Origin of the sequence: Haloarchaeobius amylolyticus (assembly GCF_026616195.1) — an archaeon.
Lineage (GTDB): Archaea > Halobacteriota > Halobacteria > Halobacteriales > Natrialbaceae > Haloarchaeobius > Haloarchaeobius amylolyticus.
In genome coordinates this window covers 1,898,965-1,925,849 of the sequence record NZ_JANHDH010000001.1, presented here as the reverse complement: position 1 = coordinate 1,925,849, position 26,885 = coordinate 1,898,965, and the positions used below count along the sequence as shown (strand labels likewise).

At 67.9% G+C, this 26,885-nt stretch carries 33 protein-coding genes; 15 read left to right on the top strand and 18 right to left on the bottom strand.

All coding sequences use genetic code 11. The annotated features are described in order from the left end of the window. Positions 1–29: 29 nt before the first annotated feature. Together NOV86_RS09940 and NOV86_RS09935 are read left to right on the top strand one after the other, a co-directional pair. Positions 30–305 (top strand): hypothetical protein, encoded by a 276-nt coding sequence (locus NOV86_RS09940; protein ID WP_267641195.1) that lies wholly within the window; start codon positions 30–32, stop codon positions 303–305. Between the two features lies 1 nt (position 306). Further along, on the top strand, positions 307–507 hold the full coding sequence (locus NOV86_RS09935) for a hypothetical protein (RefSeq protein WP_267641194.1): 201 nt from the start codon (positions 307–309) through the stop codon (positions 505–507). Between the two features lie 92 nt (positions 508–599). Here the strand turns inward: NOV86_RS09935 and NOV86_RS09930 are convergent, their stop codons facing one another. Both NOV86_RS09930 and NOV86_RS09925 read right to left on the bottom strand, forming a co-directional pair. After that, positions 600–1,166: a GNAT family N-acetyltransferase gene (locus NOV86_RS09930; RefSeq protein WP_267641193.1), complete on the bottom strand. Its 567-nt coding sequence runs from the start codon at positions 1,164–1,166 to the stop codon at positions 600–602. A 58-nt stretch (positions 1,167–1,224) separates the two neighbouring features. Beyond that, on the bottom strand, positions 1,225–3,375 hold the full coding sequence (locus NOV86_RS09925; protein ID WP_267641192.1) for a heterodisulfide reductase-related iron-sulfur binding cluster: 2,151 nt from the start codon (positions 3,373–3,375) through the stop codon (positions 1,225–1,227). 229 nt (positions 3,376–3,604) lie between these two features. Here NOV86_RS09925 and NOV86_RS09920 point away from each other — a divergent pair, with 229 nt between their 5' ends. Both NOV86_RS09920 and NOV86_RS09915 read left to right on the top strand, forming a co-directional pair. Continuing rightward, positions 3,605–4,207: a helix-turn-helix domain-containing protein gene (locus tag NOV86_RS09920; protein WP_267641191.1), complete on the top strand. Its 603-nt coding sequence runs from the start codon at positions 3,605–3,607 to the stop codon at positions 4,205–4,207. Between the two features lie 25 nt (positions 4,208–4,232). Beyond that, positions 4,233–4,889: a CRISPR-associated protein Cas4 gene (locus NOV86_RS09915; RefSeq protein ID WP_267641190.1), complete on the top strand. Its 657-nt coding sequence runs from the start codon at positions 4,233–4,235 to the stop codon at positions 4,887–4,889. Here NOV86_RS09915 and NOV86_RS09910 read toward each other — a convergent pair whose 3' ends face one another. Genes NOV86_RS09910 through NOV86_RS09900 form a run of 3 tightly spaced genes read right to left on the bottom strand, consistent with a single transcriptional unit; the run spans position 4,890 to position 6,314 of the window. Then, positions 4,890–5,483 (bottom strand): L-threonylcarbamoyladenylate synthase, encoded by a 594-nt coding sequence (locus NOV86_RS09910; RefSeq protein ID WP_267641189.1) that lies wholly within the window; start codon positions 5,481–5,483, stop codon positions 4,890–4,892. Positions 5,484–5,535: 52 nt separating this feature from the next. Next, on the bottom strand, positions 5,536–6,051 hold the full coding sequence (locus NOV86_RS09905; RefSeq protein WP_267641188.1) for a redoxin domain-containing protein: 516 nt from the start codon (positions 6,049–6,051) through the stop codon (positions 5,536–5,538). Next, entirely contained in the window at positions 6,051–6,314 is a 264-nt protein-coding gene (locus NOV86_RS09900) for a glutathione S-transferase N-terminal domain-containing protein (RefSeq protein ID WP_267641187.1), read from the bottom strand. The genes NOV86_RS09905 and NOV86_RS09900 overlap by 1 nt, the downstream gene beginning before the upstream one ends. A gap of 131 nt (positions 6,315–6,445) precedes the next feature. On the opposite strand from NOV86_RS09900, the gene NOV86_RS09895 reads away from it, so the two are divergent. Then, positions 6,446–7,849, top strand: a complete 1,404-nt coding sequence (locus tag NOV86_RS09895) for a hemolysin family protein (protein ID WP_267641186.1) — start codon at positions 6,446–6,448, stop codon at positions 7,847–7,849. Positions 7,850–7,939: 90 nt separating this feature from the next. Here NOV86_RS09895 and NOV86_RS09890 read toward each other — a convergent pair whose 3' ends face one another. The 3 genes from NOV86_RS09890 to NOV86_RS09880 form a co-directional block, all read right to left on the bottom strand. Further along, positions 7,940–8,611 (bottom strand): helix-turn-helix domain-containing protein, encoded by a 672-nt coding sequence (locus NOV86_RS09890; RefSeq protein WP_267641185.1) that lies wholly within the window; start codon positions 8,609–8,611, stop codon positions 7,940–7,942. A gap of 120 nt (positions 8,612–8,731) precedes the next feature. Continuing rightward, a complete protein-coding gene (locus NOV86_RS09885; protein WP_267641184.1) occupies positions 8,732–8,914 on the bottom strand; it encodes a hypothetical protein in 183 nt (60 codons plus the stop codon). A gap of 155 nt (positions 8,915–9,069) precedes the next feature. After that, a complete protein-coding gene (locus tag NOV86_RS09880) occupies positions 9,070–9,819 on the bottom strand; it encodes a TrmB family transcriptional regulator (RefSeq protein ID WP_267641183.1) in 750 nt (249 codons plus the stop codon). Positions 9,820–10,020: 201 nt separating this feature from the next. Between NOV86_RS09880 and NOV86_RS09875 the strand changes: the two genes are divergently transcribed. Next, positions 10,021–10,818: a TrmB family transcriptional regulator gene (locus tag NOV86_RS09875; protein ID WP_267641182.1), complete on the top strand. Its 798-nt coding sequence runs from the start codon at positions 10,021–10,023 to the stop codon at positions 10,816–10,818. Here NOV86_RS09875 and NOV86_RS09870 read toward each other — a convergent pair. After that, entirely contained in the window at positions 10,815–12,005 is a 1,191-nt protein-coding gene (locus tag NOV86_RS09870; RefSeq protein ID WP_267641181.1) for an inorganic phosphate transporter, read from the bottom strand. The two genes, NOV86_RS09875 and NOV86_RS09870, sit on opposite strands and share 4 nt — an antisense overlap. An 84-nt stretch (positions 12,006–12,089) precedes the next feature. Here NOV86_RS09870 and NOV86_RS09865 point away from each other — a divergent pair, with 84 nt between their 5' ends. Beyond that, positions 12,090–12,896 carry a hypothetical protein gene (locus NOV86_RS09865; protein ID WP_267641180.1) on the top strand — a complete coding sequence of 269 codons (807 nt, stop codon included), beginning with the start codon at positions 12,090–12,092 and terminating at the stop codon, positions 12,894–12,896. 9 nt (positions 12,897–12,905) lie between these two features. Here the strand turns inward: NOV86_RS09865 and NOV86_RS09860 are convergent, their stop codons facing one another. Further along, a complete protein-coding gene (locus tag NOV86_RS09860; RefSeq protein WP_267641179.1) occupies positions 12,906–13,598 on the bottom strand; it encodes a DUF5828 family protein in 693 nt (230 codons plus the stop codon). Positions 13,599–13,710: 112 nt separating this feature from the next. Between NOV86_RS09860 and upp the strand changes: the two genes are divergently transcribed. Then, positions 13,711–14,388: a uracil phosphoribosyltransferase gene (upp, locus tag NOV86_RS09855; protein WP_267641177.1), complete on the top strand. Its 678-nt coding sequence runs from the start codon at positions 13,711–13,713 to the stop codon at positions 14,386–14,388. 62 nt (positions 14,389–14,450) lie between these two features. Further along, positions 14,451–14,657: a DUF7569 family protein gene (locus NOV86_RS09850; protein ID WP_267641176.1), complete on the top strand. Its 207-nt coding sequence runs from the start codon at positions 14,451–14,453 to the stop codon at positions 14,655–14,657. A 1-nt stretch (position 14,658) separates the two neighbouring features. Here the strand turns inward: NOV86_RS09850 and NOV86_RS09845 are convergent, their stop codons facing one another. The 6 genes from NOV86_RS09845 to hisB form a co-directional block, all read right to left on the bottom strand. After that, on the bottom strand, positions 14,659–15,168 hold the full coding sequence (locus NOV86_RS09845; protein WP_267641175.1) for a GNAT family N-acetyltransferase: 510 nt from the start codon (positions 15,166–15,168) through the stop codon (positions 14,659–14,661). 477 nt (positions 15,169–15,645) lie between these two features. After that, positions 15,646–17,682 carry an alpha/beta hydrolase family protein gene (locus NOV86_RS09840; protein ID WP_267641174.1) on the bottom strand — a complete coding sequence of 679 codons (2,037 nt, stop codon included), beginning with the start codon at positions 17,680–17,682 and terminating at the stop codon, positions 15,646–15,648. A gap of 48 nt (positions 17,683–17,730) precedes the next feature. Further along, entirely contained in the window at positions 17,731–18,330 is a 600-nt protein-coding gene (locus NOV86_RS09835; RefSeq protein ID WP_267641173.1) for an IMPACT family protein, read from the bottom strand. Then, positions 18,327–18,839, bottom strand: a complete 513-nt coding sequence (locus NOV86_RS09830; RefSeq protein ID WP_267641172.1) for a hypothetical protein — start codon at positions 18,837–18,839, stop codon at positions 18,327–18,329. The genes NOV86_RS09835 and NOV86_RS09830 overlap by 4 nt, the downstream gene beginning before the upstream one ends. Positions 18,840–18,890: 51 nt before the next feature. Then, positions 18,891–19,394 carry a TrpY family transcription regulator gene (gene trpY, locus NOV86_RS09825; RefSeq protein WP_267641171.1) on the bottom strand — a complete coding sequence of 168 codons (504 nt, stop codon included), beginning with the start codon at positions 19,392–19,394 and terminating at the stop codon, positions 18,891–18,893. Between the two features lie 57 nt (positions 19,395–19,451). Further along, a complete protein-coding gene (gene hisB, locus NOV86_RS09820; protein ID WP_267641170.1) occupies positions 19,452–20,039 on the bottom strand; it encodes an imidazoleglycerol-phosphate dehydratase HisB in 588 nt (195 codons plus the stop codon). Between the two features lie 289 nt (positions 20,040–20,328). Here hisB and NOV86_RS09815 point away from each other — a divergent pair, with 289 nt between their 5' ends. After that, complete coding sequence (locus NOV86_RS09815) at positions 20,329–20,574, top strand: DUF8028 family protein (protein ID WP_267641169.1); 246 nt, start codon at positions 20,329–20,331, stop codon at positions 20,572–20,574. Between the two features lie 202 nt (positions 20,575–20,776). Here NOV86_RS09815 and hisA read toward each other — a convergent pair whose 3' ends face one another. Then, entirely contained in the window at positions 20,777–21,508 is a 732-nt protein-coding gene (gene hisA, locus NOV86_RS09810; RefSeq protein WP_368408739.1) for a 1-(5-phosphoribosyl)-5-[(5-phosphoribosylamino)methylideneamino]imidazole-4-carboxamide isomerase, read from the bottom strand. Between the two features lie 79 nt (positions 21,509–21,587). On the opposite strand from hisA, the gene NOV86_RS09805 reads away from it, so the two are divergent. The 3 genes from NOV86_RS09805 (at position 21,588) to NOV86_RS09795 (ending at position 24,609) form a co-directional block, all read left to right on the top strand. Beyond that, positions 21,588–22,829, top strand: coding sequence for an inorganic phosphate transporter (locus NOV86_RS09805; protein WP_267641167.1), 1,242 nt, complete (start codon positions 21,588–21,590; stop codon positions 22,827–22,829). Between the two features lie 174 nt (positions 22,830–23,003). Further along, positions 23,004–23,393 carry a ferredoxin Fer gene (fer, locus tag NOV86_RS09800; RefSeq protein ID WP_267641166.1) on the top strand — a complete coding sequence of 130 codons (390 nt, stop codon included), beginning with the start codon at positions 23,004–23,006 and terminating at the stop codon, positions 23,391–23,393. Positions 23,394–23,496: 103 nt separating this feature from the next. Then, complete coding sequence (locus NOV86_RS09795) at positions 23,497–24,609, top strand: A24 family peptidase C-terminal domain-containing protein (protein WP_267641165.1); 1,113 nt, start codon at positions 23,497–23,499, stop codon at positions 24,607–24,609. Here NOV86_RS09795 and NOV86_RS09790 read toward each other — a convergent pair. Beyond that, positions 24,606–24,830, bottom strand: a complete 225-nt coding sequence (locus NOV86_RS09790) for a hypothetical protein (RefSeq protein WP_267641164.1) — start codon at positions 24,828–24,830, stop codon at positions 24,606–24,608. The genes NOV86_RS09795 and NOV86_RS09790 overlap by 4 nt on opposite strands. Before the next feature lie 563 nt (positions 24,831–25,393). Here NOV86_RS09790 and hisI point away from each other — a divergent pair. Together hisI and NOV86_RS09780 are read left to right on the top strand one after the other, a co-directional pair. Continuing rightward, positions 25,394–25,759, top strand: coding sequence for a phosphoribosyl-AMP cyclohydrolase (gene hisI, locus NOV86_RS09785; RefSeq protein ID WP_267641163.1), 366 nt, complete (start codon positions 25,394–25,396; stop codon positions 25,757–25,759). Further along, positions 25,752–26,858: a DUF7118 family protein gene (locus NOV86_RS09780; RefSeq protein ID WP_267641162.1), complete on the top strand. Its 1,107-nt coding sequence runs from the start codon at positions 25,752–25,754 to the stop codon at positions 26,856–26,858. Before hisI ends, NOV86_RS09780 begins: the two co-directional genes overlap by 8 nt. The last annotated feature ends 27 nt before the right edge of the window (positions 26,859–26,885 follow it).

Sequence of the window (26,885 nt, the reverse complement as noted above, 5' to 3'; positions counted from 1 at the left end):
CTAAATACTTTATCGGCGTATTGAGAAGTATGGTATTCGAGAAGCTCACATTGTTCGAGATCCGGATGGACGGCGCGAAGTTCGGCGGCGGCGAGGGCGTCGAGATTCCGGTGGAGGTCGAGCGCGAAGCCGAGGCGGAGACGGAGACCGAGTCCTCGGGGTCGGGCGCCGGCCGCGCCCTGAAACTCGCCGTGCTCAGCGTGGCGCTCTCGGTCGCCGTGGCCACCATCGCCCGCAAGCTCGCCGGCGGCGACGACGAGTCCGCCGAGATCGAACTCGAGGACGTCGAGGAAGTCACCGCCTGAGATGGCCACCCGGACGCGGGCCAGCGTTCGACCCGTCTCGATACTGACGGTCGGGCTGCTCGCCGGCGTTCTCGTCTTCGGGCTTCTCGTCGTGGTCGCCAGTGGGACGCGCACCACGATGCTGGTGGGACTCCCGGTCGCGACGGTTCTCGGTGTGGGAACCGCCGTCGCGACCGTGTTGTACCTGAAAGAGCGGCTCTGACAGACCGGCTTCGGTGAGTTCGTTTCCTGGCTCGCCGGGGCTGGTGGTTCGTTTCGACCCGGTTTTCGTGTTTTCGCCCGTCCAGCAGCCGCTCAGTCGGGCAGCCGCTTCCTGAAGATGGTGTTGACCTCGAACGCCCCGAACTCGTCCTTCAGTTCGTCGCGCAGCCGCTGGCTGTACGCCTCGAAGCCGACGTAGCAGAAGGTCACGCCCTCCTCGGGACTGCGCTCGCCGAGGTAGTGCTCGTGGCGCCGGTAGTCCGCGGGAAGCGCGTCGTCTTCGACCTGCAACAGTATCTTCGCCGGTTCGTATCCAGCAGCCTCGTAGAACCACTCGACGTTCTCCGCCGAGGCAACCGTGACCGCGTCGGCGTACCGGGCCGCGCCCTGGTGGAACTGGTCGATGACCGCGGTCCCGATGCCCTCGCCGCGGCGGCCCGCCGTCGCCCCGATGGCCTCCAGTCGAGCGACGCCGTCGTCCACCGACCCCGAGGCACCGCCGACGAGGTCGCCGTCCTCCCGGGCGACGACGAAGAGGTCGGGCCACTGCTCGTACTTCCGCTGGAACGAGTCGTGGGACTCCTCGTGGCCGACGTACTCGCGGACGAAGGCGAGGAGCGCGCCGGGTTCGTCGGACCGGGCGGTTCTGACGGTGCGCATGGCTGGACGTGCTCGAAGCGAGGCTGAAACCCTTGTGGTGGTGTGAGAAACCGCCCGCCTACAGCCCGGCCGTCTCCTGCTCGCCGATGGCCTCGACGACCAGTTCGGCCACGTCGACGATCTCGATGTCGTCCTCGAAGCCGCCGGTCTTGCGGCCGTCCTCGTACATCGTCATGCACATCGGGCAGGCGACGACGAACTTCTCGATCTCGGACCCGGCCGCGGTGTCCTCCAGCGCCTCGCGCAGGCGCTCCTCGCTGGGCTTGGTCTCCTCCTCCAGTTCCATCCAGAGGCCGCCGCCACCGCCGCCACAGCAGAAGGAGTTGGCGCGGTTGCGCGGCATCTCGTGGAGGTCACACCCCGTCGCCGTCACGAGTTCGCGCGGGGCCTCGTACTCGTCGTTGTACCGGCCGAGGTGGCACGGGTCGTGGTAGGTGACGGTGTAGTCGAGTTCGTTCCCGGAGAGGCCGAGCTGGGGCACGAGTTCCTCGACGGCCTGCGTCCAGTGCAGCACGTCGACCTCGCCGTCCTGGTTCCAGCCCTCCTCGATCTCGAAGGGCATCATCGGGTCGTCGGCGAACTCCTCGAAGTCGACCTCCGGGTACTCGTTCTTGAACGTGTTGTACGAGTGCGGGTCGGTGCAGATGATCTTCTCGAAGTCGCAGTCCTGGAAGGACTCGACGTGGTGGCCGGCGAGTTCGATGAACAGGAACTCCTCGCCGACGCGGCGGATGTCGTTGCCGTCGTACTTCTCGTCGTCGAACAGGATGCCGAAGCTCACGTCGGCGGCGTCCAGGATGGTCGCGAGCGACCGGGCGACCTTCTTGTTGCGCTCGTCGAAGCTCGGGTAGTCGCCGACGTACCAGAGGTACTCGACCTCCTCTTCGCGGGCGTCCGCGACCTCGACGTCCACGTCCTCGGTCCAGTCGCCGCGCTTGCGGTTCGGGTCGCCGAAGGTGTTGCCCTTCTGCATGACGTTCTGGAAGACGTCCTGCAGCGGGGGCTGGATCTCGCCCATGTCGGTGAGCTGGCGGTTCATCCGCGTGAAGCTCTTGAGGTGCTCGATCTCGACCGGACAGGCGTCCATGCAGGCCATACAGGACATGCAGGACTCCATCGTCTCGGCCTGGATGACCGAGGAGCCGCCGTCGGCGACGATGGTCTTCTCGTCGCCGCCCGAATCGAGGTTCTCGCGGTACTGCTTCAGGTCGAGGATGACGTCACGCGGGTCGAGCGGGCGTCCGGACGCCTTCGCCGGGCAGACCGAGGAACACCGCCCGCACTTGGTACAGGCGTCCTGGTCGAGGATCTCCTTCCACGAGAAGTGGTCGATGCTCTCGGCGCCGGAGTCGGCGTCGAGGTCGGCCGGGACGGAGGGCAGGCGCACGCCGGCCTTCTCGTCGCGGGTGACCACGTTCGCGAAGCTCGAGATCATGTGGAACGGCTTCGCGTAGGGGATGAGCGCGATGAAGCCGAACGCGAGCAGGGCGTGGCTCCACCACATCGCGGGGTAGATGTCGGCCGCGAGGTCGGGCGAGATGCCGATGGCCTGGAACACGCGGGCGGTGAACCAGCCGACGAAGCTCACGATCTCGAAGCTCGGGAAGGACTCGCTCCCGCCGCCGCGGCCGAGGATGCGCAGCCCCTCGACCATGTAGCCGCCCACGCCCAGCAGGAACAGCGTCCAGATGAACAGGTCGTCCTCCGCCGAGGTGTGCTTGCCCCACAGGCGCTCGTTCCGGACCCAGTAGCGGCGATAGATGGCCATGCCGATGCCCACGACGAACAGCAGGCCCATGGCGTCCATCACCAGCGAGTACGAGAGGTAGAAGGGGCCGGAGAGGAACGGTTCGTTCCCCAGCGCCTTCTGCCAGAGGTCGATGTCGATGCCGATGATGGTGGTCCCGATGAGCAGCGTCAGGAACCCCCACATGATGAACGTGTGCATCAACCCGCCGTAGAGGTCGCGGTTGAACTGTTTCTCGTTGGAGGCGACGATCTTCGCCGCCTCGACGATCCGGGTGCCGAGCTGGTCCGTGCGCTCGAACCAGTCATCGGTCCCCTGCGTGTACCGGGCGAAACGCTGGTAGACGCCCCAGCCGAAGGCCAGCACGGCCGCGAACGCGAAGAAGTAGAAGACGACCTCCTCCACGTGGCTGATCTGCCAGAACGTCTCTCGCGTCTGGCCCGTCGCGAGCGGAACTGTCATAGTCTATCACCCGGACGAACAGGGCTTAAATCTTGCCACACCCGGTTCGGGGTACCCCGCTCCCGTCTTGCGGGAATCACGAACGGGTTTCTAATTTATCCGTCGGGCGACCCACCAGTTGGAATCGCGTGCCGCCGCGGTGGTCGGCCGATTCGTGTCCGTCCACTGAGTGGTGTGGCGGGACCACCGCAGTCCTTTTCACCGAAAATCGCCTACAGTTCGGCTTACGATGGACGAGAAGACCGAGGAGCTCCGGGACATCTTCATGGACGTGGCCGACGGGGAGACGGTCACGGAGGAACAGGAGGCCTCGCGGGGGTCCCTCGCCGACCGGGGCGACGTGGCCGACCGGCTGGCCGGGGTCGTCCAGCAGTTGCGCGAGCGCTACGACTTCCGCACCGACCTCGACGACGAGGCGCTGTGCACGCTCGTCCGGCGGTTCCACGCGGGGGAGACCGACACCGACATCGCCGAGGCGCTCGACGTGTCCAGACACACCGTCTTCCGGGCGCGCATGGACCTGCACCTCCTGCGCGACGCGGACCTCGACGCCCCGTTCGACCTGCCGCAACTCCGCGACCGGCTCGAACGCGGCGAGGCCGTCGCCGAGGTGGCCGACGACCTCGACGTGAGCGCCTCGACCGTCCGGCGCTACCGCGACGCCGTCGCGGCCAGGGACGAGTCCCGCGCCGCCAACGACCGCTACCGCGACGAGTTCGCGAGCATCCTCGGCGACGCCGACATCACCGGGACGCTGACCGAGCAGGTGAAACAGACCGGCCTGCAGGACGCCACCGAGGACGCCGAACCCGAGTCGAACGTCCAGTTTTAAGTACGAACCCGCGGCCAGAGGGGCCGTGTTCGCCTTCAGCGACCTCCGGCTGGCCACCTACTGTCCGCGCAAGCTCTACTACGCCAGACAGGGCGACCGCGAGCCACCCGCCGCGGTCGCCGCGGTCCGCGACCTCGCGTTCCGGTACCCGGAACTGCTCGACGCAGGTGACGCCGAGCTTCGGGCGCTCCCTCTCGACCTGTCGCCCGCCGAGTATCGCCAGACCCTCCGCCGGACCCGGGAGCGACTCGACCGGTTCGAGGACCTCTGCGACCCGGCCGAGCGCGACGCGTTGCTGACCGGGCAGGACTGTCGCGGCATCGCACAGAAGGTCCTCACCGGGCCACCCGAACCCGTACTCGTCTCGCCCGGGACGCCCCCGAAGAACGGGGTCTGGGAACCCCACAGCGTCTGGGCGGTCGCGGCCGCGAAGGCCCTCGCGTGGGAGCAGCAGGAACCGGTGGCACGCGCGTTCGTCGAGTACCCCGCGGTCGGGGAGATACGCGAGGTCCGGATGACCGGCGGTCGGAAGGCCGCCTTCCGGCGAGCGATGCGGACCGTCGAAAGTATCGAAGGGCCCCCGCCGCGGCTGCGCAACAGTCCGAAGTGCGACTCCTGCGAGTACGCGAGCGAGTGCGGGGTGAAGACGCGCAGTCTGCGGTCGCTGCTCGGGTTCGGGTAGTCAGTCGTGCTCGGCCAGCCACGCCTCGATGCGGTCACCGAGCGCGCCCGGGCGGTGTATCTCGCCAGCCTCGACGTTCACGACCGTGCTCTCGGTGCCCGCCGTGACGCCCCCGTCGAGGGTGACCGCGACCTGTTCGAGGAAGGTGGGGTCGAGGTCGGCCGGGTCGGTGACGCTCGGGCTCCCGCTCACGTTCGCGCTGGTCGCCGTCACCGGGGTCCCGGCGGCCCGGTAGAGGTCGAGCGCGAGGTCGTGGTCCGGCACCCGGATACCGACGCGGTCGCGGCCGGCGGTGAGCACGTCCGGGACGTGGTCGCGGCGCTCGCACAGCACCGTGACCGGCCCCGGCAGGAACTCGCGCATGAACCGCTCCTCGTGGTCGCTGGCGTGGACGTGGTCGAGGGCGTCCTCGACCGTCGGCACGCCCAGCGAGACGGGCTTGTCGCGGCTGCGTCCTTTCGCCTCGAACACGCGCTCGACCGCGTCGGCGTCGAGGGCCGCCGCGCCGAGGCCGTACACCGTCTCGGTCGGGTAGACCACCAGGTCGCCGTCCCGGATGGCCTGCCCGGCCCGTTCGACGTCGCTGTCGCTCATGGGGACAGGTTCGCGACAGCCGGAAAAAACGGTGACGTTGCGGGGCGGCGCCTCAGTGCGACGCCAGTGCGTCCTCGACGGCGTCGTAGTCCGGGAAGTCCGGCCACTGCTCGGCGACCCAGGCGTACTCGACGGTCCGGTCCTCGTCGACGAGGAACACCGCGGGCCGGGGCTCCGAGACGCCGGTCATCCCGTCCAGCGGGTTCTCGATACCGTAGGCCTCGGCGACGCCGTTGCCGGGGTCCGAGAACAGGTCGTGGTCGATGCCGCGCTCCTCGATGAGCTGCTTGTGGGCGTAGGGGTCCGAGATGGAGACCCCGACGACCTGCGCGTCGAAGCGCTCGCCCCATTCGCGGTCGCGGATCTCGTTCCAGATGTACGTCGCGGGGAACGCGCCGTCCATCGTGTAGAAGACGAGCAGGACGGGTCCTTCGGCCGTGAGGTCCGACAGCGACGCGTCGGCCCAGTACTCCTCGTTCACCAGCGGGCGGGTGAAATCGGGGGCCTCGTCGCCAGACGCCACGTGGTCGGTCTCGGGCAGGTCGACCACGTCGAAGTCGAGGTCCATCAGTTCGCACCCCCGTAGGTGTTCTCGAGGTACTCCACGATGTTCGCGCTCTCGGACATCGTGACGCCCGTGTTCTCGTCGACGAGCGCCGGCACGGTCCGCTTGCCGGAGATGCGCTTGACGACGTTCCGGTCGGAGTGCATCGGTTCGACGAACCGCGACTCGTACGCGAGGTCGTACTCGTCGAGGACGCGGACGACCCGCTCGCAGAACGGGCACGCCTGCAGCCGGTAGAGCGTGATGGCCGGGTCGCTTGCTGACATACGTCCGGTTTCGCCGGCGAAGTCGGAAAAGGTGTTGCTCCCGGCAGGGCGTGGGCGTGTCAATATCCCTCCAGACTGGTCAGCGAAAGAGAAAAGAGTTAATCCCGGCGGCCACCAAGGGTCACTGTTGAATGGGCTCATCGTCTAGTATTGCGGCCGTGGTCCTCCAGAGCGACATCGTCGTCCCCATTCTGGGGCTCGAGGTGTCGAAGGGTTTCGTGGCAGCCCTCGGTGCTGTCGCCATCATGCTCCTCATCGTGCTGTCCGCGTTCTTCTCCTCCTCGGAGATCGCGATGTTCTCGCTCGCGAAGCACCGCGTCGAGGCACTCGTCGAGGACGGCACGCCGGGCGCCGAGACGGTCGCCGAGCTGAAGAACGACCCGCACCGGCTGCTGGTCACCATCCTGGTCGGGAACAACCTGGTGAACATCGCGATGTCCTCCATCGCGACCGGCCTGTTCGGGCTCTACATGAGCGACGGGCAGGCGGTGCTCGCCGCGACCTTCGGTATCACCGCGCTCGTCCTGCTGTTCGGCGAGTCCGCCCCGAAGAGCTACGCGGTCGAGAACACCGAATCCTGGTCGCTCCGCATCGCGAAACCCCTGAAGGTCTCCGAGTACGTCCTGATGCCGCTCATCGTCCTGTTCGACTACCTCACCCGGGTGGTCAACAGCGTCACGGGCGGCCGCTCGGCCATCGAGACCTCCTACGTCACCCGCGACGAGATCCAGGACATGATCGAGACCGGGGAGCGCGAGGGCGTCATCGAGGAGGAGGAACACGAGATGCTCCAGCGCATCTTCCGGTTCAACAACACCATCGCCAAGGAGGTGATGACGCCGCGACTCGACATGCAGGCGGTGCCCAAGGACGCCCCCATCGAGGAGGCCATCGAGAAGTGTATCCAGTCGAGCCACGCCCGCATCCCCGTGTACGAGGGCAGCCTCGACAACGTCATCGGCGTGGTCCACATCCGCGACCTCGTCCGCGACCTGAACTACGGCGAGAGCGCCCCCGAGGACATCAAACTGAGCGACCTCATCCACCCGACGCTGCACGTCCCCGAGTCGAAGAACGCCGACGAGCTGATGGCCGAGATGCGCGAGAACCGGATGCACATGGTCATCGTCATCGACGAGTTCGGCACCACCGAGGGGCTGGTGACGATGGAGGACATGATCGAGGAGATCGTCGGCGAGATCCTCGAGGGCGAGGAGGAAGAGCCCATCGAGGCCATCGACGAGGACACCTACATCGTCAAGGGCGAGGTGAACATCGAGGTCGTCAACGAGGCGATGGAGATCGAACTCCCGGAGGGCGAGGAGTTCGAGACCATCGCGGGCTTCATCTTCAACCGGGCCGGCCGGCTGGTCGAGGAAGGTGAGGAGATCGACTACGGCGACATCCGCATCACCGTCGAGGCGGTCGAGAACACCCGCATCATGAAAGCGCGCCTCACGCGCGTCGAACGCAACGACCCCGAGGACGACGAGACGCCCGAGGCCGAGGCCAGCGAGGTCACGTCGAACGAGTAACTGCGGGCCCAGTCGGATATCCTGCTGTCGCTGCTTTTCGCGTATATCGTCGGTAAGAAACGACCGCTGTCGCGCCGGGTGTCCCCCCGGTCATTCGGTCAGCATCGTCGTCGCGAGGTACGACCCCATCGCCCGCCGGAGTCGCTCGGAGACCGCCTGACTGGAGACGCCCAGTTCGTCCGCGAGCTCCGAGAGCGACGTGTCTCGCGGGATGTTGAAGTAGCCACGCTCGTACGCCAGCCAGAGGGTCTGGCGCTGGCACTGCGTCAGGGACTCGGTCCCCCCGTCTCCCGTGACGCCGCCGTTGCCTTTCCACGTGACCTCGAACTGGACGCCGGCCGTCTCGAGGTCGTCGACGAACGTCTGGAGTTCGTCCTGATCACGGAACCGGAGCGTGAGCCGGATCGTGGCGTCGATGACCTCCGCGCGGGTCGCCATCGCGCCGGTCCGCTCGATGGCGGTGGCGACGGGGCCGAGGTCCGGCGCGAGTTCGAGTTCGTACAGCGACCGTTCGTCGCCCTCGTCGAGGCGGTCGGCGTGCCGGATCGCTGGATGTGCGAGCAGTTCGTCCGTGACGGACTCGTGGTCCGGACCGGAGACCCAGAGCGTGGTCCGTTCCGCCGGCAGGAACGGATGCATGCGCTCGAAGGTCCCGGTCTGGCCCGGTTCGAGAAGCGTCTCTTTCCCCGGTAGTACGGTCGAGACGTCCACGCCGAGTGCGAGCGAGACCGTCATCTTCCTGTTCGTTTCGTCTGTTGCCACCGTCGATGACATGGGGCAGTGACCATCTCCGTGAGAAGGTACGGCACATCGTGGGATAAACGACCACCATGGACTGTCAAATCCCGGTGATAGTAACAGATGATTTACACTCGATATCGACTACTTTCGTCGTTTGGCGATCTCGGTGACGTGGACCTCGTAGTCCGGGAACGTGTCCCCGTTTCGGCAGGTGATTCCGCCCTCGATTTCGAGACCGTTTTCCGAAGCGAGGCGGACTAAACGCCGGATTTCCTGTCTGAACTCGTCGGCCGTCTCTGGTCCGTCGTCCTGTGATTCGATCATGCTACGTTCGGTCGAGATGGTGCCCCGGTATGTCCCGATTTTCCATCGTTTGGTACAAAACATTGCATGTTACGCGGTGAGTGACAGACTCTGTCTTCGTGCTGTCAGCAGGTGCCGAGAGTGGTGACGGTTCGCCGACCGGGCGGATGGCGGTCTCAGTCGTCGAATATCGCTCTGGTGAGGACCACGAGTGGGTTCTGGGGGTCGGTCGACCAGACCGCCTGTTCGTCGTCGTGGTCGTTCGTCGCGACCAGGGCGGCCTCGTCGTCGACGAGGAGTAGCCGCGTCGGAAGGTCGTCGACGAGGTCGTCGTGGATACCGATGTGATGAGCGTCAGCGAATCGGTCTTCGAGGCGGTCGGTCGTCGTGTTCCCGATGGTTCCGACGGCCAGGTCGACACCGCGTTCACGCGCCGCGGTCAACTGGGTGAGCACCGACTCGGAGGCGTATTCAGACCTGCAACAGAACCGGACGTTACTCGCGGCGTCCTCGATGACCAGCGCCAGGCGCTCGTCGACGGTCGTGGTGCCGGTCGTGGCCCAGACCCCCGTCGGTTCTTCTTCGGTCCGGGTCGTCTCGAGTTCGTCGAGTGCGGCACTCAGTGAGTTGATGTCACGTTCGAGCAGCCGCCTGAACCGTGCCGTCGTCGCCTGCTTCGTGAGCGGGACGAACTGCTTCGGCTTCCCGTTCTGGACGTCGACGAGCCCGCGGTCACGGAGACGTTCCATCTCCTCGTAGACCTTGGTCCGGGGGACCTCGGAGATCTCGCTGACCTCGCGGGCCGTGGCGCTCCCGAGGCGGAGGAGTGCGACGTAGGTCCGCGCGCTGTACTCGGTCAGTCCGAGTCTGGAGAGGATACTGACCGAGCGTGTCACCGCGGAATCTACCTCGTCTGCGTTCCTCATTGATCAGCTCCAGGGTAACAGACACTTACCTGTTCACGGTGATGAACCTTTTGTGAGGAACCGAGTAACAGCGACGGGGTCCGCGACCTGTTGTCACTCTCGTCGTTACGAAGCGCCCCGTTTTTGTATGCCCGCCACCTGATGTAAGTTGAGATATCAGCCGGGGGAGATGCGTCGACCGCCTCCTGCTGTCGCCCACCCATGAGCGACCCAGACCCAACTGCGAAGGCGGTGACCCTGCTCGAAGACCTCGGCCTCAAGGAGTACGAAGCACGGTGTTACGTCGCACTCACACGACTGCCGACCGGGACCGCAAAGGAGGTGAGCGACATCTCGGAGGTCCCCCGGACACGCGTGTACGAGGCGGTTCGACAGCTCGAATCGAGGGGTCTGGTCGCGACGCAGAACTCGAACCCACAGCAGTTCCGGGCGGTCCCCGTCTCCGACGCGGTCCAGATACTCCGGAGCGAGTACGTGGCTCGCCTCGACGAACTGGACGAGACGCTTCGAGACCTCGAACCCTGGAACACCGACAACCAGTCCGAGATCGCGAACGTCTGGTCGCTCTCCGGACGCGACGCGATCGCGGCACGAGTACGGAGTTTCGTCGCCGAGTCGACCGACGAGATAATCATCATCCTCGGGTCGCAGGACGAGGTGATGGATGCGTTCGTCGAGGCGCTCGTCGACGCGACGGACCGGGGCGTCGACACGTACGTCGGAACCCTCTCCGAGACGGTCGAGGCGGAATTCGAACGACGCGTTCCCGACGCGGTCGTCTTCGAGTCGGGGCCGGAGTGGTTCATCCCGTCACCGGAGGAGTACGGGGTATCCATCGGTCGTGCGGTGCTCGTCGACGGCGAGACGCTGTTGCTCTCGTCGGTCAGTGGTGACCCGCCGGCCGAACGCGCCATCTGGGGCGAGGGGCTGGAGAACGGGCTCGTCGTCCTCGCACACCACGTCGCCTCCGTCGGGCTCGACCGCCAGTTCGAGCGCTAGAACACCGCGTCGACGCCGAGGAACGCGACGTAGCTCACCGCGAACGCGAGCACCAGCGACCCCACCCACGCGAGCACGGTGTAGACCATCTTCTTGCGGCTGACGCCCGCGCCGCCGGCGGCGTAGCCCGAGCCGACGATGGCGCTGACGATGATCTCGTTGAACGAGATGGGGACGCCGAGGAAGATGGCGGTCTGGGCGATGGCGAAACTCGGGATGAGCGCGGCGATGGACCGGCGCGGCCCGAGCGAGGAGTAGTCCTGCGAGAGCGCCTTTATCATCCGGGGCGCACCGGTCCACGAGCCTGCCAGCAGCCCCAGCCCGCCGCCGAGCAGGAGGGCGACGGTCGGGATCTGGAAGTCGGAGAGGAGTGGCGCCAGCGGGCCGACCGCCAGCCCGACCTGGCTGCCGCCGGCGGAGAAGGCGACGAGCGCGCCGAGCACCAGCAGGAAGTGGCGCTGGCCGGCGGTCTCGTCGGCCGCCATGTCCCGTTCGAGCACGATGGCCGCGACGGCCCCGATGACGACCGAGACGATGGCCATGTCGACCAGCGTCGAGCCGGGCATCGAGGCGGCGACGGTCCGGGCGATGGACTGGCTCTCGCCGGCCGGCCCGAGCAGGACGAAATTCACGTTCGCGATGATGACCCCGACGATGCCCGCCAGCAGCGGGACGACGAGGCGTTCGCTGACGCCCTCGGCCCGGAGCAACCGGGCGACGGTGTAGGCGACGCCCCCGCCGACGAAGGGGACGAGGACCCACATCGAGACGATGACCTGGTACTTCTCGTAGGCGGGCTGGCCACCGAGTGCCAGTCCGACGCCGACGACCGCGCCGGTGACGGTGAAGGCGGTCGCGATGGGGTAGCCCGCGAAGATGCCGATGGCGACGAGGACGCCCGCGATGAGCAGGCCGACGGTCGCGGCCAGTGCGGTCAGACCGTTGCCCGCCGAGAACAGGACGAGTTCCTTCCCGACCGCGTCGGTGACGCCCTGGCCCTGTAACACCGCGCCGGCGAACCCGAGGATGCCGACGAAGAACCCTGCCCGCATCACCGAGATGGCGTTCGCGCCGACGGCGGGGGCGAAGGGGGTCGACCCGGACGACCCGGCGCCGATGGACCACGCCATGAAGAGACTGGCTGCTCCCGCCACCAGGAACGTCGCGATCGTCGCGGTGCCCACCATTGTCGGCCACGTCGGCTGGCGGCTATAAGTCGGTGTCGTCTCGACTCCCCAAACCCTTTGCCCGGGTACGGGGTACTCCCGCGCATGGCTTCCCGGCTGCTCACCACCTACTTCCGCCGGAGCTGGCCGCACGTCTCCGGTGACCGGCTCCTCTACGCCTTCCCCCTGCTCGCGTCACTGCTGTACGTGGACCGCCTCCGCCGCCTCCTCACCACGAACGACGTGCTCTCGCTCCGGTTCGGCCTGCCGACCGGACTCGGCAGCATCTCGGCGTTCGTGAACGTCCCCGTCACGGAGGGCATCACCGTCTCGCCGCTGTTCTTCCTGACGCCGGTCGCGCTGGCGGCCGACGCGGCCCTGACCGCGGCCTACCTCGGCCGGATGCGGGGACAGCTCCACGGGCGCGAGGTCGACCCGGTCGCCGCGGCCCGCGAGCACCTCGTCCCCATGCTCGGCGTCGTCGTGTTCACGTACGTCACCGGCGTCGGGCTGCTGGTCGCCGGGCTCGCACTCGGCGGCCTCGGCCTGCTCGCCGTCCCGCTGGTCCTGCTGTTCGGCTACCTGTTCTACGCCGCGCCCTACCTCGTCGTGGTCGAGGGCCGCGGCGCCATCGCGGCGCTGGGTCGCAGCTACGACCTCGGCACCGACGGTGGCGAGTACCTCTCGTTCGCGGTCCAGTACCTGCTGTTCACCGCGGCGGTCTCGTTCCCGCTCTCGCTGGTCGTCTACAACATCGGCATCGTCGGCGTCGCGCTCGGCATCCTCCTGACGGCGCCGCTCGCGGTCGCGGCGAACGCGGCGACCATGCTGTTCGTCGAAGAGCTCGTCGGCGCGGAGGGTGGCGACCGCGAGTCGCCGTCGGCCCACTGGCTCGACCCGGAGCAGCGCTAGGCCGGAGAATCAGTTGGTCGAGGGCTTCGAGCGGTCCTCGGACTTCGGCGGCTCGACACCCTCTGCGGCCTCTATCTGGGACGTCTCCTTCTCGACGTCGACGTGCCAGCGGTCGACGGTGTCCTCGTACTCGTACAGACGGTCGGCGACCTCCGGCTTGAGGTCGTCGTCGTTGACGTTCACCTCGAAGATGAACGCCTCCTCGCGGCTGCCGGTCTGCTGGAGGTTCGCGGAGACGAGTTCGTTGTCGAAGTAGTACGGGGCGAGCTGGGTCATCACGCGCTGGTAGACGGTGCTCTCGACCTTCCGCAGGGCCTTCCGACCCGCGGAGTCGGCCGCCCGCGCGACGTACTCGATGGACTCGTTCCACTTGTCCACCGCGTCGTCGGTGTCGCCCTCCTCGAGTCTCTCGTAGGACTCGCTGAGTCGTTCACCGGCGGTCTGGACGTCCTCGTTGGGGTCCTTGCCCGCCTTCTCGCCCTGTCCTTCGCCCACGCTGGCCTGCTCTGCCGTCTTCGCCGGGACGTCCTTCTCGATCGTCTCGGTCGCCTTCGGGCGCCACTCGTCCCACTCGTCGAACGCGTCCGTGTACTCCCCGGTGTTCGCGTCGAGGTCCCTGAGCGCGCGTGTCACACGTTCGCCGTGTTCGACGACGTCGTGCCACTCACCACGCACCTTGAACCCGGAGATGCTCTCTTCCATCGGTCGTTGGCCCCTAAGCCACCATGCGCCATAAACCTTCCAGCGGTCGTGTTACCGGGGCGCGCACACGACTTTCAGGGACTTTATACTCGCTCCCGCTGGTCGTCTACGTATGACCATCGAGGACCGGGGCGACGCGTACCTCGTCACGCACGCCCTCGCGAAGGACACGCTGTCGAAGCTCCGAAGCATCGAGACCGAACAGGTCGCGTTCCGCAAGGGCCTGGTCAAACTGGGCCGCATCTGCGGGTACGAGATCATCGACGGCCGGATGGAGACCGAGTACGTCGAGATCGAGACGCCCCTGGAGACGACGATGGGCGAGCGCGTCAAGGGGCTCGACGACGTCGTCATCATCAACGTCCTCCGGGCCGCGACCCCGTTCGTCGAGGGGCTGCTCAAGGCGTTCCCGCGGGCGCGCCAGGGCGTCATCTCGGCCTCGCGCGACGAGGAGGCCGGGCGCGACGAGGACGGCCAGTTCCCCATCACCATCGACTACGTGAAGCTCCCCGAGATCCACGAGGAGGACACCGTCATCGTCGCCGACCCGATGCTCGCGACCGGCTCGACGATGTGCGCCGTCCTCGAGCACGTCCAGGAGCAGGCGCCCGACCCGGAGCACCTCATCGTGCTCTCGGCCGTGAGCGCCCCCGACGGCCTGCTCCGCGTCGGCGAGGAGGTCCCCGCGGCCGACCTGCTGACGGTCGCCATCGACGACCACCTCGACGACGACGGCTTCATCGTGCCCGGCCTCGGCGACGCCGGGGACCGGGCGTTCCGGACTACCTGAGCCGGCCGTCACCCTTCGGACCGACCTGAACGCCTTTAACGCAGGACCGCAACGGTTGCCCCATGAGCGACGACCCGTGCGACGACTGTGGGGAACCGGTCTCGGACGCGCTGTCCCGGACGGTCCAACTCGCGGTCGACCGGACCCAGATAGACGCCCAGCGGCTCTGCCCCGAGTGCTTCGCGACGTGGATCGACCGCTACCAGCAGGAGATGCAGCCCCAGAAGGAGGGCCCGGTCATCGAGGACGACGACATCATCGTCGACTGACTCACTCGAGCGACTTCCGGTAGCACAGCAACACGAGTTCCTCGCCCGCCAGTCGTACCTGTTCTCGCTGTACCTGCTCGTACCCGTGTGACTCGTAGAGCCGCTTTGCCGCGACCTGGGTGGGCGTCGTATCGAGCACCAGCTCGGTGAAGCCCAGCTCGCGCGCCCTGTCCTCGAGCGCCGCGAGCAGGCGACTCCCGTACCCCTGGCGCTGGTGGGCGGGGTCGACCCGCATGCGCTTCAGTACGGCGGTCGTCTCGGGCAGGTCGTCGACGAACTCGGTGATGTAGCCCGTCGCGGGCCGGAGCGCCCCCATCGCGACGATGCGCCCGTCGACCTCGCCGACGAGGAAGGTCCCCTCGGCGAGGTAGGTCTCGGGAATCGTCTCCAGGTCGGTGTCCGGGGCGTCCGCGACGTAGGCGCCCACCTCCCGCATGGCGGCCTCGTGGAGTTCGCGGACGCGGTCCTGGTCGGCCGGCTGGTACCGGCGGAGCTCGAGCGTGGGTGGCATCGTGTGCGCACCGGACCGACCAGCGGCGACGGGGAATAACCGGCCAGTCCCGTCGATTCTTGCTGGTGTCACCGACGGCGTGAACCCCCTGGTTTCGGGTGCGAACCGCACGACTGGGGCGTGGTCGAGCCGTCGGCCGACCAGACGAAACACACCCCTGAACTGCTATCGAGTGGTATCGAGTTGTCGCTATCGTTCGTGACGACGCCCGCCACCGGCCCCGGCGAGACACCGGACCCTCCCGTTTCGGGTCGAGACCACCCGCGGGCGCGACGCTCGCGGGCTAAACTGCTGCGCACGAACCCGACCCCAGTAGCTCTATCGAGTGCTGGGGAACCGCCGACGGCTGGGGGACGTGTGGCACCGAGCGAACCCCCTCGTTTCACCTCTAGACCGCATGCGGGCGGTGGGGTCGGGGTCGAGTCGTTCCGGACGAAACGACCGTCAATGTGCCAACGTTTCTCACACTGTGGCACCTCACTCCTCGTCGTCCTCGCCCGCCGAGAGGCCGGCGTCGCGGTCGCGCTCCAGTGCGGGTGGGACCTCCCGGTGGTCGGAGTAGCCGTCGAACCAGCGCTGGATGCGCTCGATGCGGTCGACCACGTGGGCCGGTTCCCCCGACCGCGAGAGTTCGTGGCCCTCGCGCGGGTAGCGCACGAACCTCGTCGGGGTGCCCGTCCGGCGGAGGAACCGGAACAGCATCTCTGCGCCGTCGACGGGCACCCGGAAGTCGTTCTCGGCGTGCAACACCAGCGTCGGCGCGTCGATGTCGGCGGCGTGGGCGGCCGGCGAGTGCTCCCAGAGGAACTCGGGGTCCTCCCACGGGAGCGCGCCGAAGTCGCCCTCGACCAGTTTGTAGGCCACGTCGGTCGACCCGTAGAACCCGAGCAGGTCGTAGACGCCGCGCTGGGCGACGGTCGCCCGGAAGCGGTCGCTGTGGGCGGCCAGCCAGGCGGTCATGTAGCCGCCGAAGGAGCCGCCGGTGAGGAAGACCTCGTCGGCGTCCACGCCGTCGCGGGCACAGACCGTCTCGACGCCCGCGAGCACGTCGGCGCTCGTGACCGCGCCCCAGTCGCGCTCGATGGCGGCCATGAACGCCTCGCCGTAGCCGGCGGAGCCCCGGGGATTGCAGAAGAAGACGCAGTAGCCGGCGGCCGCGAGCGACTGGAACTCGTGCCACATCGTGTCCGAGGGCGACCACATGACGTGTGGGCCACCGTGGACCTCGACGACGAGGGGGTAGCTCCGGTCGGGGTCGACGTCCGGCGGGGTCAACAGCCAGCCCTGTATCTCGTCGCCGTCGGGGTTCTCGAAGGCGAGTTCCTCGGGCTGGCAGACCGCGCGGTCCTCGAGGTAGTCGGCGTTGAGCCGGGTGCACCGCGTCCCCTCGCCGCCGCCGGGCGTCGAGAGGAACAGGTCGCCGGGGTGGTCCCACTCGCTGGCGACGAACGCGGCCACGTCACGGCCCACGTCGAAGTCGGTCAGGTGCATGCCGCTGCCGGCGACGATGGTGGTGTCGTCGCTGGATTCGCCCTCGTCCCAGCGCACCCGGCGCAGCACGACCGACCCGCCCTCCGGCGTCGGGAAGTAGAGGCGTTCCTCGTCGGCGCCCCAGCGCACGTCGGCCTCGTAGGCCATCGTCCGGTCCAGACCCGCGGTGGGCGTGTACGTCTCGTCGCTCGCGGGGTCGTACACCCGGACCTCGGTCTGGCGCAGCGTCGTCCGCTCCTTCGGCGTGTGGAAGTACGCGACCCGGCCGTCGCCTGTCGTGCGGACCTGGGCGCCCCAGCCGGTGTCGGTGGTCAGGGTCGTCTCCGTCCCGGTCTCGAGGTCCTGTTCGAGTATCTCGAACGTCAGCGAGTCGTCGGGGTCGTCGCCGACCTTCCGGCTGTAGTAGAGCGTCTCGCCGTCGACCCAGTCGACGCCGACGTGGTCCACGTCACCGGTCGTGAGCCGGCGGACCGAGTCGTCCGCGAGGTCGGCGACGTAGACGTGGCTCCGGCGGCCGTCCATGTACTGCGTGCCGGCGCGGTAGACGGTGCGGTCGATGACGCGAGGGTCCGGTTCCTCCTCGTCGTACTCCGGGTCGACCTCGCGGTCGCGGTCGGCCTCGCGGTCCTGCTGGGTGACCTGCTGCAGGAAGGCGACGCGGTCGCCGTCGGGGCTCCACGTTAGCGAGTCGACCCCGCCGACGACCGACGTGACCTGCCGGGCCTCGCCACCGTCGGTGTCCATCACCCACAGCTGCTGGCGGTCGTCGTCCTCGCCGCGGGTGCTGGCGAACGCGAGGCGGTCGCCGGAGGGGCTCCACGTCGGGGCCGAGTCCTGCCCCTCGGTCAGGGTGAACTGCTCCGGTTCGTCGCCACCGACCGGGGCGACGTACACGGTGCTCTCGTAGGACTCGTCGTCGCTCGGGACGGTCCGCACGAACGCGACGCGCTCGCCCCCGGGGGAGACGGCGGGAGAAGACGGGAGCGCGAGGTCGCGGTAGTCGGCTGGTTCGACGGTCTGCATGGCCCCGACCACGGCTGGCGGGGACAAAGAACGTGTGGGTGTGGCGCCTCAGTCCGAGATCTCGGCGCGCCCGCTCGTCGCGCTCCGGATGCGGTCCCGCAGTGCCGCACCGTCGGCGACCGCGACGCGCACGTCGAAACTGACCCGGGCCTCGTAGTCGGCCTCGAAGTCGACGCCCTCGGATTCGAGGATGCCCCGGACCGACCCCGAGTCGTCGTAATCGACCGTTATCGCGAAGCGTTCGTGGGGGCGCTCCTCGACCACGCCGGCGTCGTCGACGGCCTCCTTGACGGCGCGGGAGTACGCCCGGACGAGGCCGCCGACGCCGAGGTTCGTCCCGCCGTAGTAGCGCGTGACGACCGCGACGACGTTCTCGACCTCGCGCTGTGTGAGCACGTTCAGGGCGGGTTTTCCAGCAGAACTCGTCGGCTCGCCGTCGTCGCTCGACCACTCGCGGAGCGGGTCGGCCCGGACCCGATATGCAGGCACGTTGTGGGTCGCGTCGGCGTACTCGTCCGCGACGGACGCGATGAACGCCTCGGCGGCTTCGACGCTGTCGACCGGTCTGACGTGGCCGATGAACTCGGAGCCACGAATCTCGAAGCGTGCCTCGCCGGGGCCGGCGACGGTCTGGAAGGTCTCGGTCACGCCGTGGCCTCCGCGTCGGCAGCGTCGCCCTCACTGCCGGCCGAAGCGCGTCGCTCCTCGCGGAGCAACACGACGAGGATGCCGAGCAGGACCGTCTCGATGACCTTGCTCGCGAGCAGTTCCCACTGCGAGAAGAGGTGCTCGACGAGCGTCGCGAGCACCGACCCGTGGGTGTGTTCGCCGGTGGCCGTCCACGCCGGCGCGATCTGTAGCTGTCCCGGCTGCGGGTGGCCGCCGAACAGCAGCCAGCCGACAAGGTAACACAGCATGAGGCCGATACCGAGGCTGTAGACGTAGTCGCGGCGCATCCCGGCGGCCGCCAGCGCGAGGCCGACGGGGACCGCGATGGCGGAGAGGACGAACAGGACCATCCGGGGGTCGGTGAAGGGGCGCCCGGCGTTGATGTAGGCGAAGAGCGCGCGCCACCCCAGCCAGAGGTGGATGGCGGCGGTCGCCACCGCGAGCTGGGCGGCGACGAAGCGAAGGGCGGTCTCGACCTTCTCGTCCATGGTCGTACTCGGGAAGCCGGCCCCAATAGCGCGTCGGTTCGGGCCTCGGGACTACTGTAGCTCGATCTTCCGGACGAAGTCGAGGTTCCGTATCTCGTTGATGAGGTCGCCCGGCAGCTCCTGGTCGGTGACGAGGTGGAGCTTCGGCTCGTCGGTGAACTCGGGGTCCTCGCTGATGGTCTGGCGGATGGAGATGTCGTGTTCGGCCAGCAGTCCGGTGATGGTCGCGACGATGCCCTGCTGTTCGGCGTCGGTCACCTCGACCGTGAGGACGGTGAGGTCGAGCACCGGTGCGAGGTCCATCAGGCTCGGGACCTGCGAGATGTTCTGGAAGATGCGCCGGAGCTGCTCGTCGGCGAGGATGGCGTCGGTGGTCGAGTCCACCACCCGGCGGTCGACCCCGATCTCGCGGGCGATGCCGGTGTTCGGAATCTCGATGCCCCCCGAGACGACCCGCCCGTCGTCGTTCACGGAGAACCCGCGTTCGAGTAACAGCCGGATGACGGCCTGCTGGCTGGGGGAGCCCTCGAACTTCTCCATGATCTCGTCGAACATTGCGCGGACAGAGACGCTCCGTGGTTTTATCGGTGTGGATTGCCGGTTAGGGGAGCCCTACAGCTGGCCCTTCGTGCTCGGGGTGTCGCTCCGGCGGTCGTCGATGCGGGTCGCGTCGTCCAGCGAGCGCGCCAGCGCCTTGAACAGCGCCTCGACCTCGTGGTGGGCGTTGTCGCCCGAGACCTCGCAGTGCAGGGTGAGGCCGGCGTTCATCGCCAGCGACATCGCGAAGTGTTCGGCCATGTGGCTGGTGAACTCGCCGACGAAGGGCTGGGAGAACTCGCCGTCGAACTCGAAGTACGGCCGGCCGGAGACGTCGACGACGACGCCGGCGACCGCCTCGTCGAGCGGGACCTTGCGGTCGGCGTAGCGGACGATGCCGCGCTTGTCGTCCAGTGCCTCCTCGAACGCCTGGCCCAGCGTGATGGCCACGTCCTCGACGGTGTGGTGGTCGTCGATCTCGAGGTCGCCGTCGCACCTGACGGTGAGGTCGAACAGCCCGTGCTTGGCGAACGCGGTGAGCATGTGGTCGAAGAAGCCGACGCCGGTGTCGACCTCGCTCTCGCCGTCGCCGTCGACGTCGAGGGTCACCTCGATGTCCGTCTCCCCGGTCTCTCGCGTGACCGCGGCGGCTCGGTCGGTCATGTTCCCATCCAGCGGCCCCGCGTGCAAAGCGATTGCGCTCTCGGTGCGTGTTGACACTGGGGGGTGTGGGGCGTCGAACCGCCGAACCGAATCATCACAGAATTGATGATGGCACGCGTTAGCATGATTTGGGTTATTTGCTGAGAAGTGGTTCTAAAAGGTCTAAAAGAATCTGAGCAGTTGTGAAACGTTCTGGCGCCACTCGTAAAACGTCTCGAAATCGACCAAAGGCTCGCCCCGGTTTATGGGGTACCCCGTCGTAGCTGGAAGTGCCCACGAGGTGTTCCCGATGTCCCCCGCAACGCCACAACAACTCCCCTTGATCCCCGGCTCGCTCGCAGAGCGATTCGACACGGACCGGCTCCTGACCCCCCTGCGCACGGCTAGCTTCTGGCTGGCCATCGCGCTCCCGTTCGCGCACCTGTCACTGCTCGCGTCCGGTATCGAATCGCCCGCGGAGACGCAGGCCTTCCTCGTCCTGCTCTCGCTGAACCTCTTCGCGCTCGTGGCCGGGCACGGGTACGGGGCGGAGTGACTCCCACACCACCACGAACGCCCTCCACTCCCACACCAGCTCTCACACAGACCAGCCCTCCACTCCCACACCAACACCAGCGCTCCCGCGCCGTGCTCTCCTCACGTACTCATCTCCCCAGCGTGCTCGATTCGTCAGTGACGACTACGCACGTGTAGAGGCCGGATACGATAGACCGTCCCGAGAACCGGCGGTTCCGCGGCTACTCCGCGACCGCGGCCAGTGCCTCTTCGAGCGTGAACCGGTCCTCGTAGAGGGCGGTGCCGACGACCACGGCGGCCGCGCCCGCGTCCCGGAGCGCGCGCACGTCGTCGAGGGTCGCCACGCCGCCGCTGGCGACGACGGGGATGTCGACGGCGTCGGCGACCCGGCGGACCGGCCCGGTCTGGACGCCCTCGAGTTTCCCCTCGACGTCGACGTCGGTGAAGAGGATGGCGCCCGCACCGAGGTCCTCGTAGCGCGTGGCGGCCTCGGCGGGGTCCAGTCCCGTGCCCTCGGTCCAGCCCGAGACGACGACCTCACCGTCTTTCGCGTCGAGGCTGACCATCACGCTGCCGGGGTACTCCGCCGAGATGTCGGCGACGATGTCGGGGTTCTCGACCGCGGCGGTCCCGAGGATGACCCGGTCCACGCCGCTCTCGAGCAGGCCGACGGCGTCCTCGACCGTCCGGATGCCGCCCCCGAGCTGGATGTCGACGTCGACGGCGTCACGGATGGCCGCGACCGCGGTGGCGTTCTTGCGCTCGCCCTCGAACGCGCCGTCCAGGTCGACCAGGTGGAGCGTGCTCGCGCCCTGTGCGACCCAGTCCTCGGCGGCCTCGACGGGGTCGCCGTAGGTCTTCTCGGTGCCGCGTTCGCCCTGGACGAGCTGTACCACCTCGCCGTCCTGCATGTCGACGGCCGGAATCACTGCGAAGTCGGGGAAGGGTGTCACACCAGCAAGGGCGTGTCGTGCGGCTGTAAAGACACCGATGACGGCCTTTTTACCGGTCGTCGTCATAGGGCCGAACAGTATGGTCGAAGCGCTCCTCGTCGTCGGACTCGCGGTGGCCGTGTTCGTCGGCTTCAACATCGGCGGTTCCTCCACTGGTGTCGCGTTCGGGCCCGCGGTCGGCTCGAACTCGGTGTCGAAGTTCTGGGCGGCGACCCTGATGTCCGGCTTCGCACTCCTCGGTGGCTGGACCGCCGGTCGAGAGGTCATCAAGACGATGGGCGGCAAGATCGTGCCGGCCACGAAGTTCACGCTGGCCGCCAGCGTCGTCATCCTCCTGTTCGTCGGGCTGGCGCTGCTCGTCTCCAACCTCTTCGGCGTCCCCGCCTCTACCTCGATGACCGCGGTCGGCGCCATCGCCGGCATGGGCGTCGCCAGCGACAGCATCCGCTGGGAGGTCATGGGCGGCATCGTCTCGTGGTGGATCGTCGCGCCCGTGATGGCGTTCTGGGTCTGTGCGGTCATCGGCCGGTACTTCTACCCGATGCTCGCGACCCGGTTCGGCGTCGATACATCGACGGGGTCGATGTTCGAACGCCGGCACCTTGGCCCCATCCCGGTGGTCTGGATCGCGGAGGGCACGTCCCGCCGCGAGGCCATCAGCGCCGTCCTCGTGGTCGTCATCGGCTGTTACATGGCGTTCTCGGCGGGCGCGTCGAACGTCGCGAACGCGGTCGCGCCCCTCTACAGTATCAGCGCCTTCGGTGACGGCTTCATCGTCTACGTCGCGCTGGGTGGCGGCGCCATCGGTCTCGGCGCGTTCACCATCGCCCGCCGGACGCTGGATACGGTCGGCAACGACCTCACCGACCTGCCGCTGCTGGCGGCGCTCATCGTCGAGGTCGTGAGTGCGAGCCTCATCACGTTCCTGTCGCTCATCGGTATCCCGGCCTCGCTCGCCGTCTCGGCGACGATGTCCATCGTCGGCCTCGGTTGGGGACGGGCGACCCGTACCACCACCATCACGCAGGCGGCTGGAAAAGCCGTCAAGGGCGAGGGCGCGACCAAGGCCGACGGCGGGACGGCCACCGAACAGGTCGAAGCCGACCAGACCCAGAAGAAGACCGTCGGTGGCGCACTCCAGGCGGACAAACCCGGCGAGTCGGTCGCTCCCATCGGCGAGGAGCAGCCCGAGGAACTCGCCGCGAGCGACCTGTTCGACCCCGGGACGACCGGCCGCGTCATCGGCCTGTGGATCATCACACCCAGCCTCTCCGCGACGGCCTCGTACCTGCTGTTCTCGGTGTTCCCTATCTACGGCTGATAGGTCTGTTCGGGGGGCGCCGTCTCGGTGGCCGCTACCGGGCCTCGCTGTCTCACCAGCCCGGACGTATCAACCGTCCCAGACCAATCTATACCGATTGTTCCTGCGAGTTTCGGGATTTCACCCCTTACAAAACAGCAAGGTCTTTTGGCAAGCGGGTCGAACCGTCGGGTGATGCCCACGGTAGAATACCTCAATTACGAAGTGCTGGACGACCAGGGCTGGGACATGGACGACGACGACCTCTTCGAGAAGGCTGCTGACGCCGGCCTCGGTGACGAGGACTACGGCTCCCTCGAAGTCAACCAGGGCGAGTACATCCTCGAGGCCGCAGAGGCCCAGGGCTACGACTGGCCCTTCTCCTGCCGTGCCGGTGCCTGCGCGAACTGCGCAGCGATCGTCACGGAGGGTGACATCGACATGGACATGCAGCAGATCCTCTCGGACGAGGAGGTCGAGGAGAAGAACGTCCGTCTGACCTGCATCGGCAGCCCGGCTGCCGACGAGGTCAAGATCGTGTACAACGCGAAGCACCTCGACTACCTGCAGAACCGCGTCATCTGAAACGGACTCTCACCTTCATCCGTTTTCCACCCGACCCAGCACCGCGTATCGCGACCTGACCCGACCGTAACTGTTACCTCGTCTCCCGGTGCCTCTCTTCCCAGTGGTAGACGTCGGCCCTCTCTCCGCGACGATTCCGGACCTGCTGCGCCTGCTGACGGTTCCCGTCTTCGCCTACCTGGCGTACACCGACATCCAGACGCGCCGCGTCGACAACCTGACGTGGGTCCCGCTGACGACCCTCGGCGTGGCCCTGCTCGCGCTGGAGTACCAGGACGCGGTGGCGGCCGGGGGCCGCGAGTGGCGGCTGTTCGTCATCACGACGACCATCAGCGTCGGCTTCGTCGTCTCGATGGCGTACCTGTTCCACTTCCTCGGGGCCTTCGGCGGCGCGGACGCCCGGGCGCTGATGACGATGGCCGTGCTCTATCCCACGTGGCCGGCCATCACGCTCGCGGGGACGACCTTCCCGGTCGCCGACCCCGCCCCGATGCGGGTCTTCTCGTTCACCATCCTCACGAACGCGGTGGTCTGGGGCATCGCCTACCCGGGCCTGCTCGCCCTGCGAAACACCGCGATGGGCCACCAGAGCAGGCGCATGTTCGTCGGCATCCCGGTCCGGTGGGACGCCATCCCGACCACGCACGGGAAACTGCTCTCCGATTCCGACGCCGGCATCGGCGAGCGCCTCAAGGGCCTGCTGTACCCCCGCCAGTCCGGGCTGGACCTCGACGCGGTCCGGATGTACCTGCGCTGGCGCGGCGCGACCCTCGACGAGTTGCGGGCCGACCCCGAGCACTACCGGGACCCCGCGAGCCTGCCCGAGGAGACCCACGACCCGACCGACGGCGCGGTCCACCTCGCGAACGAGGGGGCCTCGGAGAACGCGGACGTGGCGACCGACGGCGGCGTGGACGAGCCGGAGTCGCCAGAAGACGCAGGGCCCGACGAAGCTGCTGCCGCAGACCACGCAGCAGTCGACGACACCGTCGAGGACCCGTGGGGCGCCGCCGCCTTCATGGCCGACATCGAGGGCGACGCCTACGGCACCTCGCCGGAGCGCCTGCGCGACGGGTTGGACCGGCTGGTCACCGAGGAGGAGCTGTGGGTCACGCCCGGCATCCCGTTCCTCGTGCCCGTGTTCTTCGGCCTGCTCGTCGCGTTCGCCTACGGCGATATCCTCATCGGGGCGCTGCGGGCACTCGGGCTAATTTAAGCTATAAAATTCTCGTACAGCGGATACAGCACGTTCCAGATGACCGTGATAGCCACGCCGACGACGACGATGGCCAGCCAGAACGGTTCGGTCGACTCCGAGAGGCCGCCGGGCAGCAGGGCGATGGTCCCGCCGAACATGAGGACGCTGGCGACGAGACTCGCCAGTGAGAGGGAGACGAGGACCGGGGCCTGCGAGAACTGCTCTGCGATGCTTGCCATTCGTGTCTCTTGGTGTTCGGCCCGGTGGCTTAGGCGTGTCGCTGGTGTCGGCTGGTGAGTCGTGGGTCGTCTCGCGTTGGGTTGGGTGGCGTTCCCGGTGTCGGTGGTGTCGGTGAGGCCGACCGGCCCACTCGCGCTGGCGTCCACGACCGCACCACAGCCTCCCCAGCCGACTCCCTCCGCTATCGCTCCGGTCGTCCCTCGCGCGATGCCGACTCGCGGCCTCCGGCACGCGAGTCCGCGCGCGCCAGGTGAAGTTCCCACCGAGCGTCGACGACCGATAGACCGAAACCTTCCGTCTGGCGCGTGCAGGCGGGCGGGCCTGTCCGCCCGCCGGACCGCGCGAGGGACGAGTACCGCAGCCGGAGGCGAGGAACGGAATCGGCCGGGGAGGGCGTGGTGCGGTGCTGTGCGGGGCGGTCGCGGTCTTTCATCGCCATCGGCGCGAGTTCGCTGCGCGTCGCCACAGACACGGTCTGACGCGGCGAGTGAGACCGACCGACCACAGCAGGTGACGGTCGGCAGCAAAAGACACATAGCCCGAACCGCCGACGTGTGAGGTAATGACAGCAGTCTCGCTCGATTTCGGTGCGGACGGGCTGGTCCCCGTGGTCGCCCAGGACGTTGAGAGCGGCGAGGTGGTGATGCTCGCGTACGCGAACGAGGAGGCGGTCGCGAAGACCCGCGAGACCGGGCGGGCACACTACTACTCCCGGTCGCGCGACGAGCTGTGGGAGAAGGGCGCGACCAGTGGGCACACCCAGGCAGTCGCCGAGGTGCGGGTGGACTGCGACGGCGACGCCCTGCTCTACCGGGTGGACCAGACGGGCGGGGCGTGTCACACCGGCTTCCACTCCTGCTTCTACCGGACCCTCGACGGCGAGGAGGTGGGAGAGCGTGTCTTCGACCCGGACGACGTCTATGAGTGAGGCCGCGGCCCGGCTCCGCGAGGCGGAACGCGAGCACCAGCAGGCCCGGCAGGCGGTCGAGGAGCGCGGGCGCGACGGCCTCGAACAGGTGGCCGACGCCTACGGCGAGGCGACGAAACTGCTCGACAACTACGTCGACACCGCGACGGGGTCGGGCGACTTCCAGGCCTACGTCGAGTTCCAGGAGCGCTTCGCGACACTGGTCGAGGACCTGCCGGAGGACGTGGCACACCGGGACGCCTTCGAGACGGCGCTGGACCGGACCGACAAGCGACGGCTGAGCGAGTCCGACTTCCAGGCGACCCGCGAGGCCCTCGAACCCGCCGAGGAGGCGGCCGAGTTGCTCGAGGCCGAGCGCGAGGCCAGGGAGGCGTACCGTGAGGCCGAGAAGGCCGCGAAGCGGCGGCTCGGGACGGTCAAGGACCGCATCGCGGAGTGCGAGCGACTGCAGGAACTCGGCGAGGCGGACCTCGACGCCCCGGTCGAGGACCTCCGCGGGCCCATCGAGACGTACGACGAGGCGGTGGTCGAGGCGTTCCAGGACTACCGCCTCGACGCCAGCGCCCGCGAGGTGCTCGCGTTCGCGGCCGACGCGGCCGAGTACCCGCTGGTCGCGGTGCGCGAGCCGCCGACCGAACTGGTCGAGTTCGTCGAGAGCCACGAGGCCGGCACCGAGACCATCCCGCGACTGCTCGAACTCGCGGACTACTCGCGCTCGAAACTGGAGCACTACGTCGACGACCCGGTCGAGCTGACCCGTGCGGTCTCGACCCGCCAGACCTACCTGGACCGGCTCGACGGCTCCGGCCTGCGACTCGGCTGGCCGCCGGGGCCGGCCGAACAGCTCAGGCGACGCTGCGAGGAGCGCATCTCGCTGGTCTCGCGCTTCGCCAGCGAGGACGTGGTCGCGACCCTGCGAACGGTCCGCGAGCTGACCTGGCGCGAGGACTACGACCGACTGCGGACCGCGGCCGTGGCACTGACCGACCTCGGCGAGGAGGAACGAGAGCGACTCGCGTCGGGCGCGGTCGCCGACGAACTGGCCGACCTGCGCGAGGAGAAGGCGGAGCTACAGGACGTGCTCGGTATCGCGGAGTAGCAGCGTCGCGGCGAAAAGGTTCTTCTG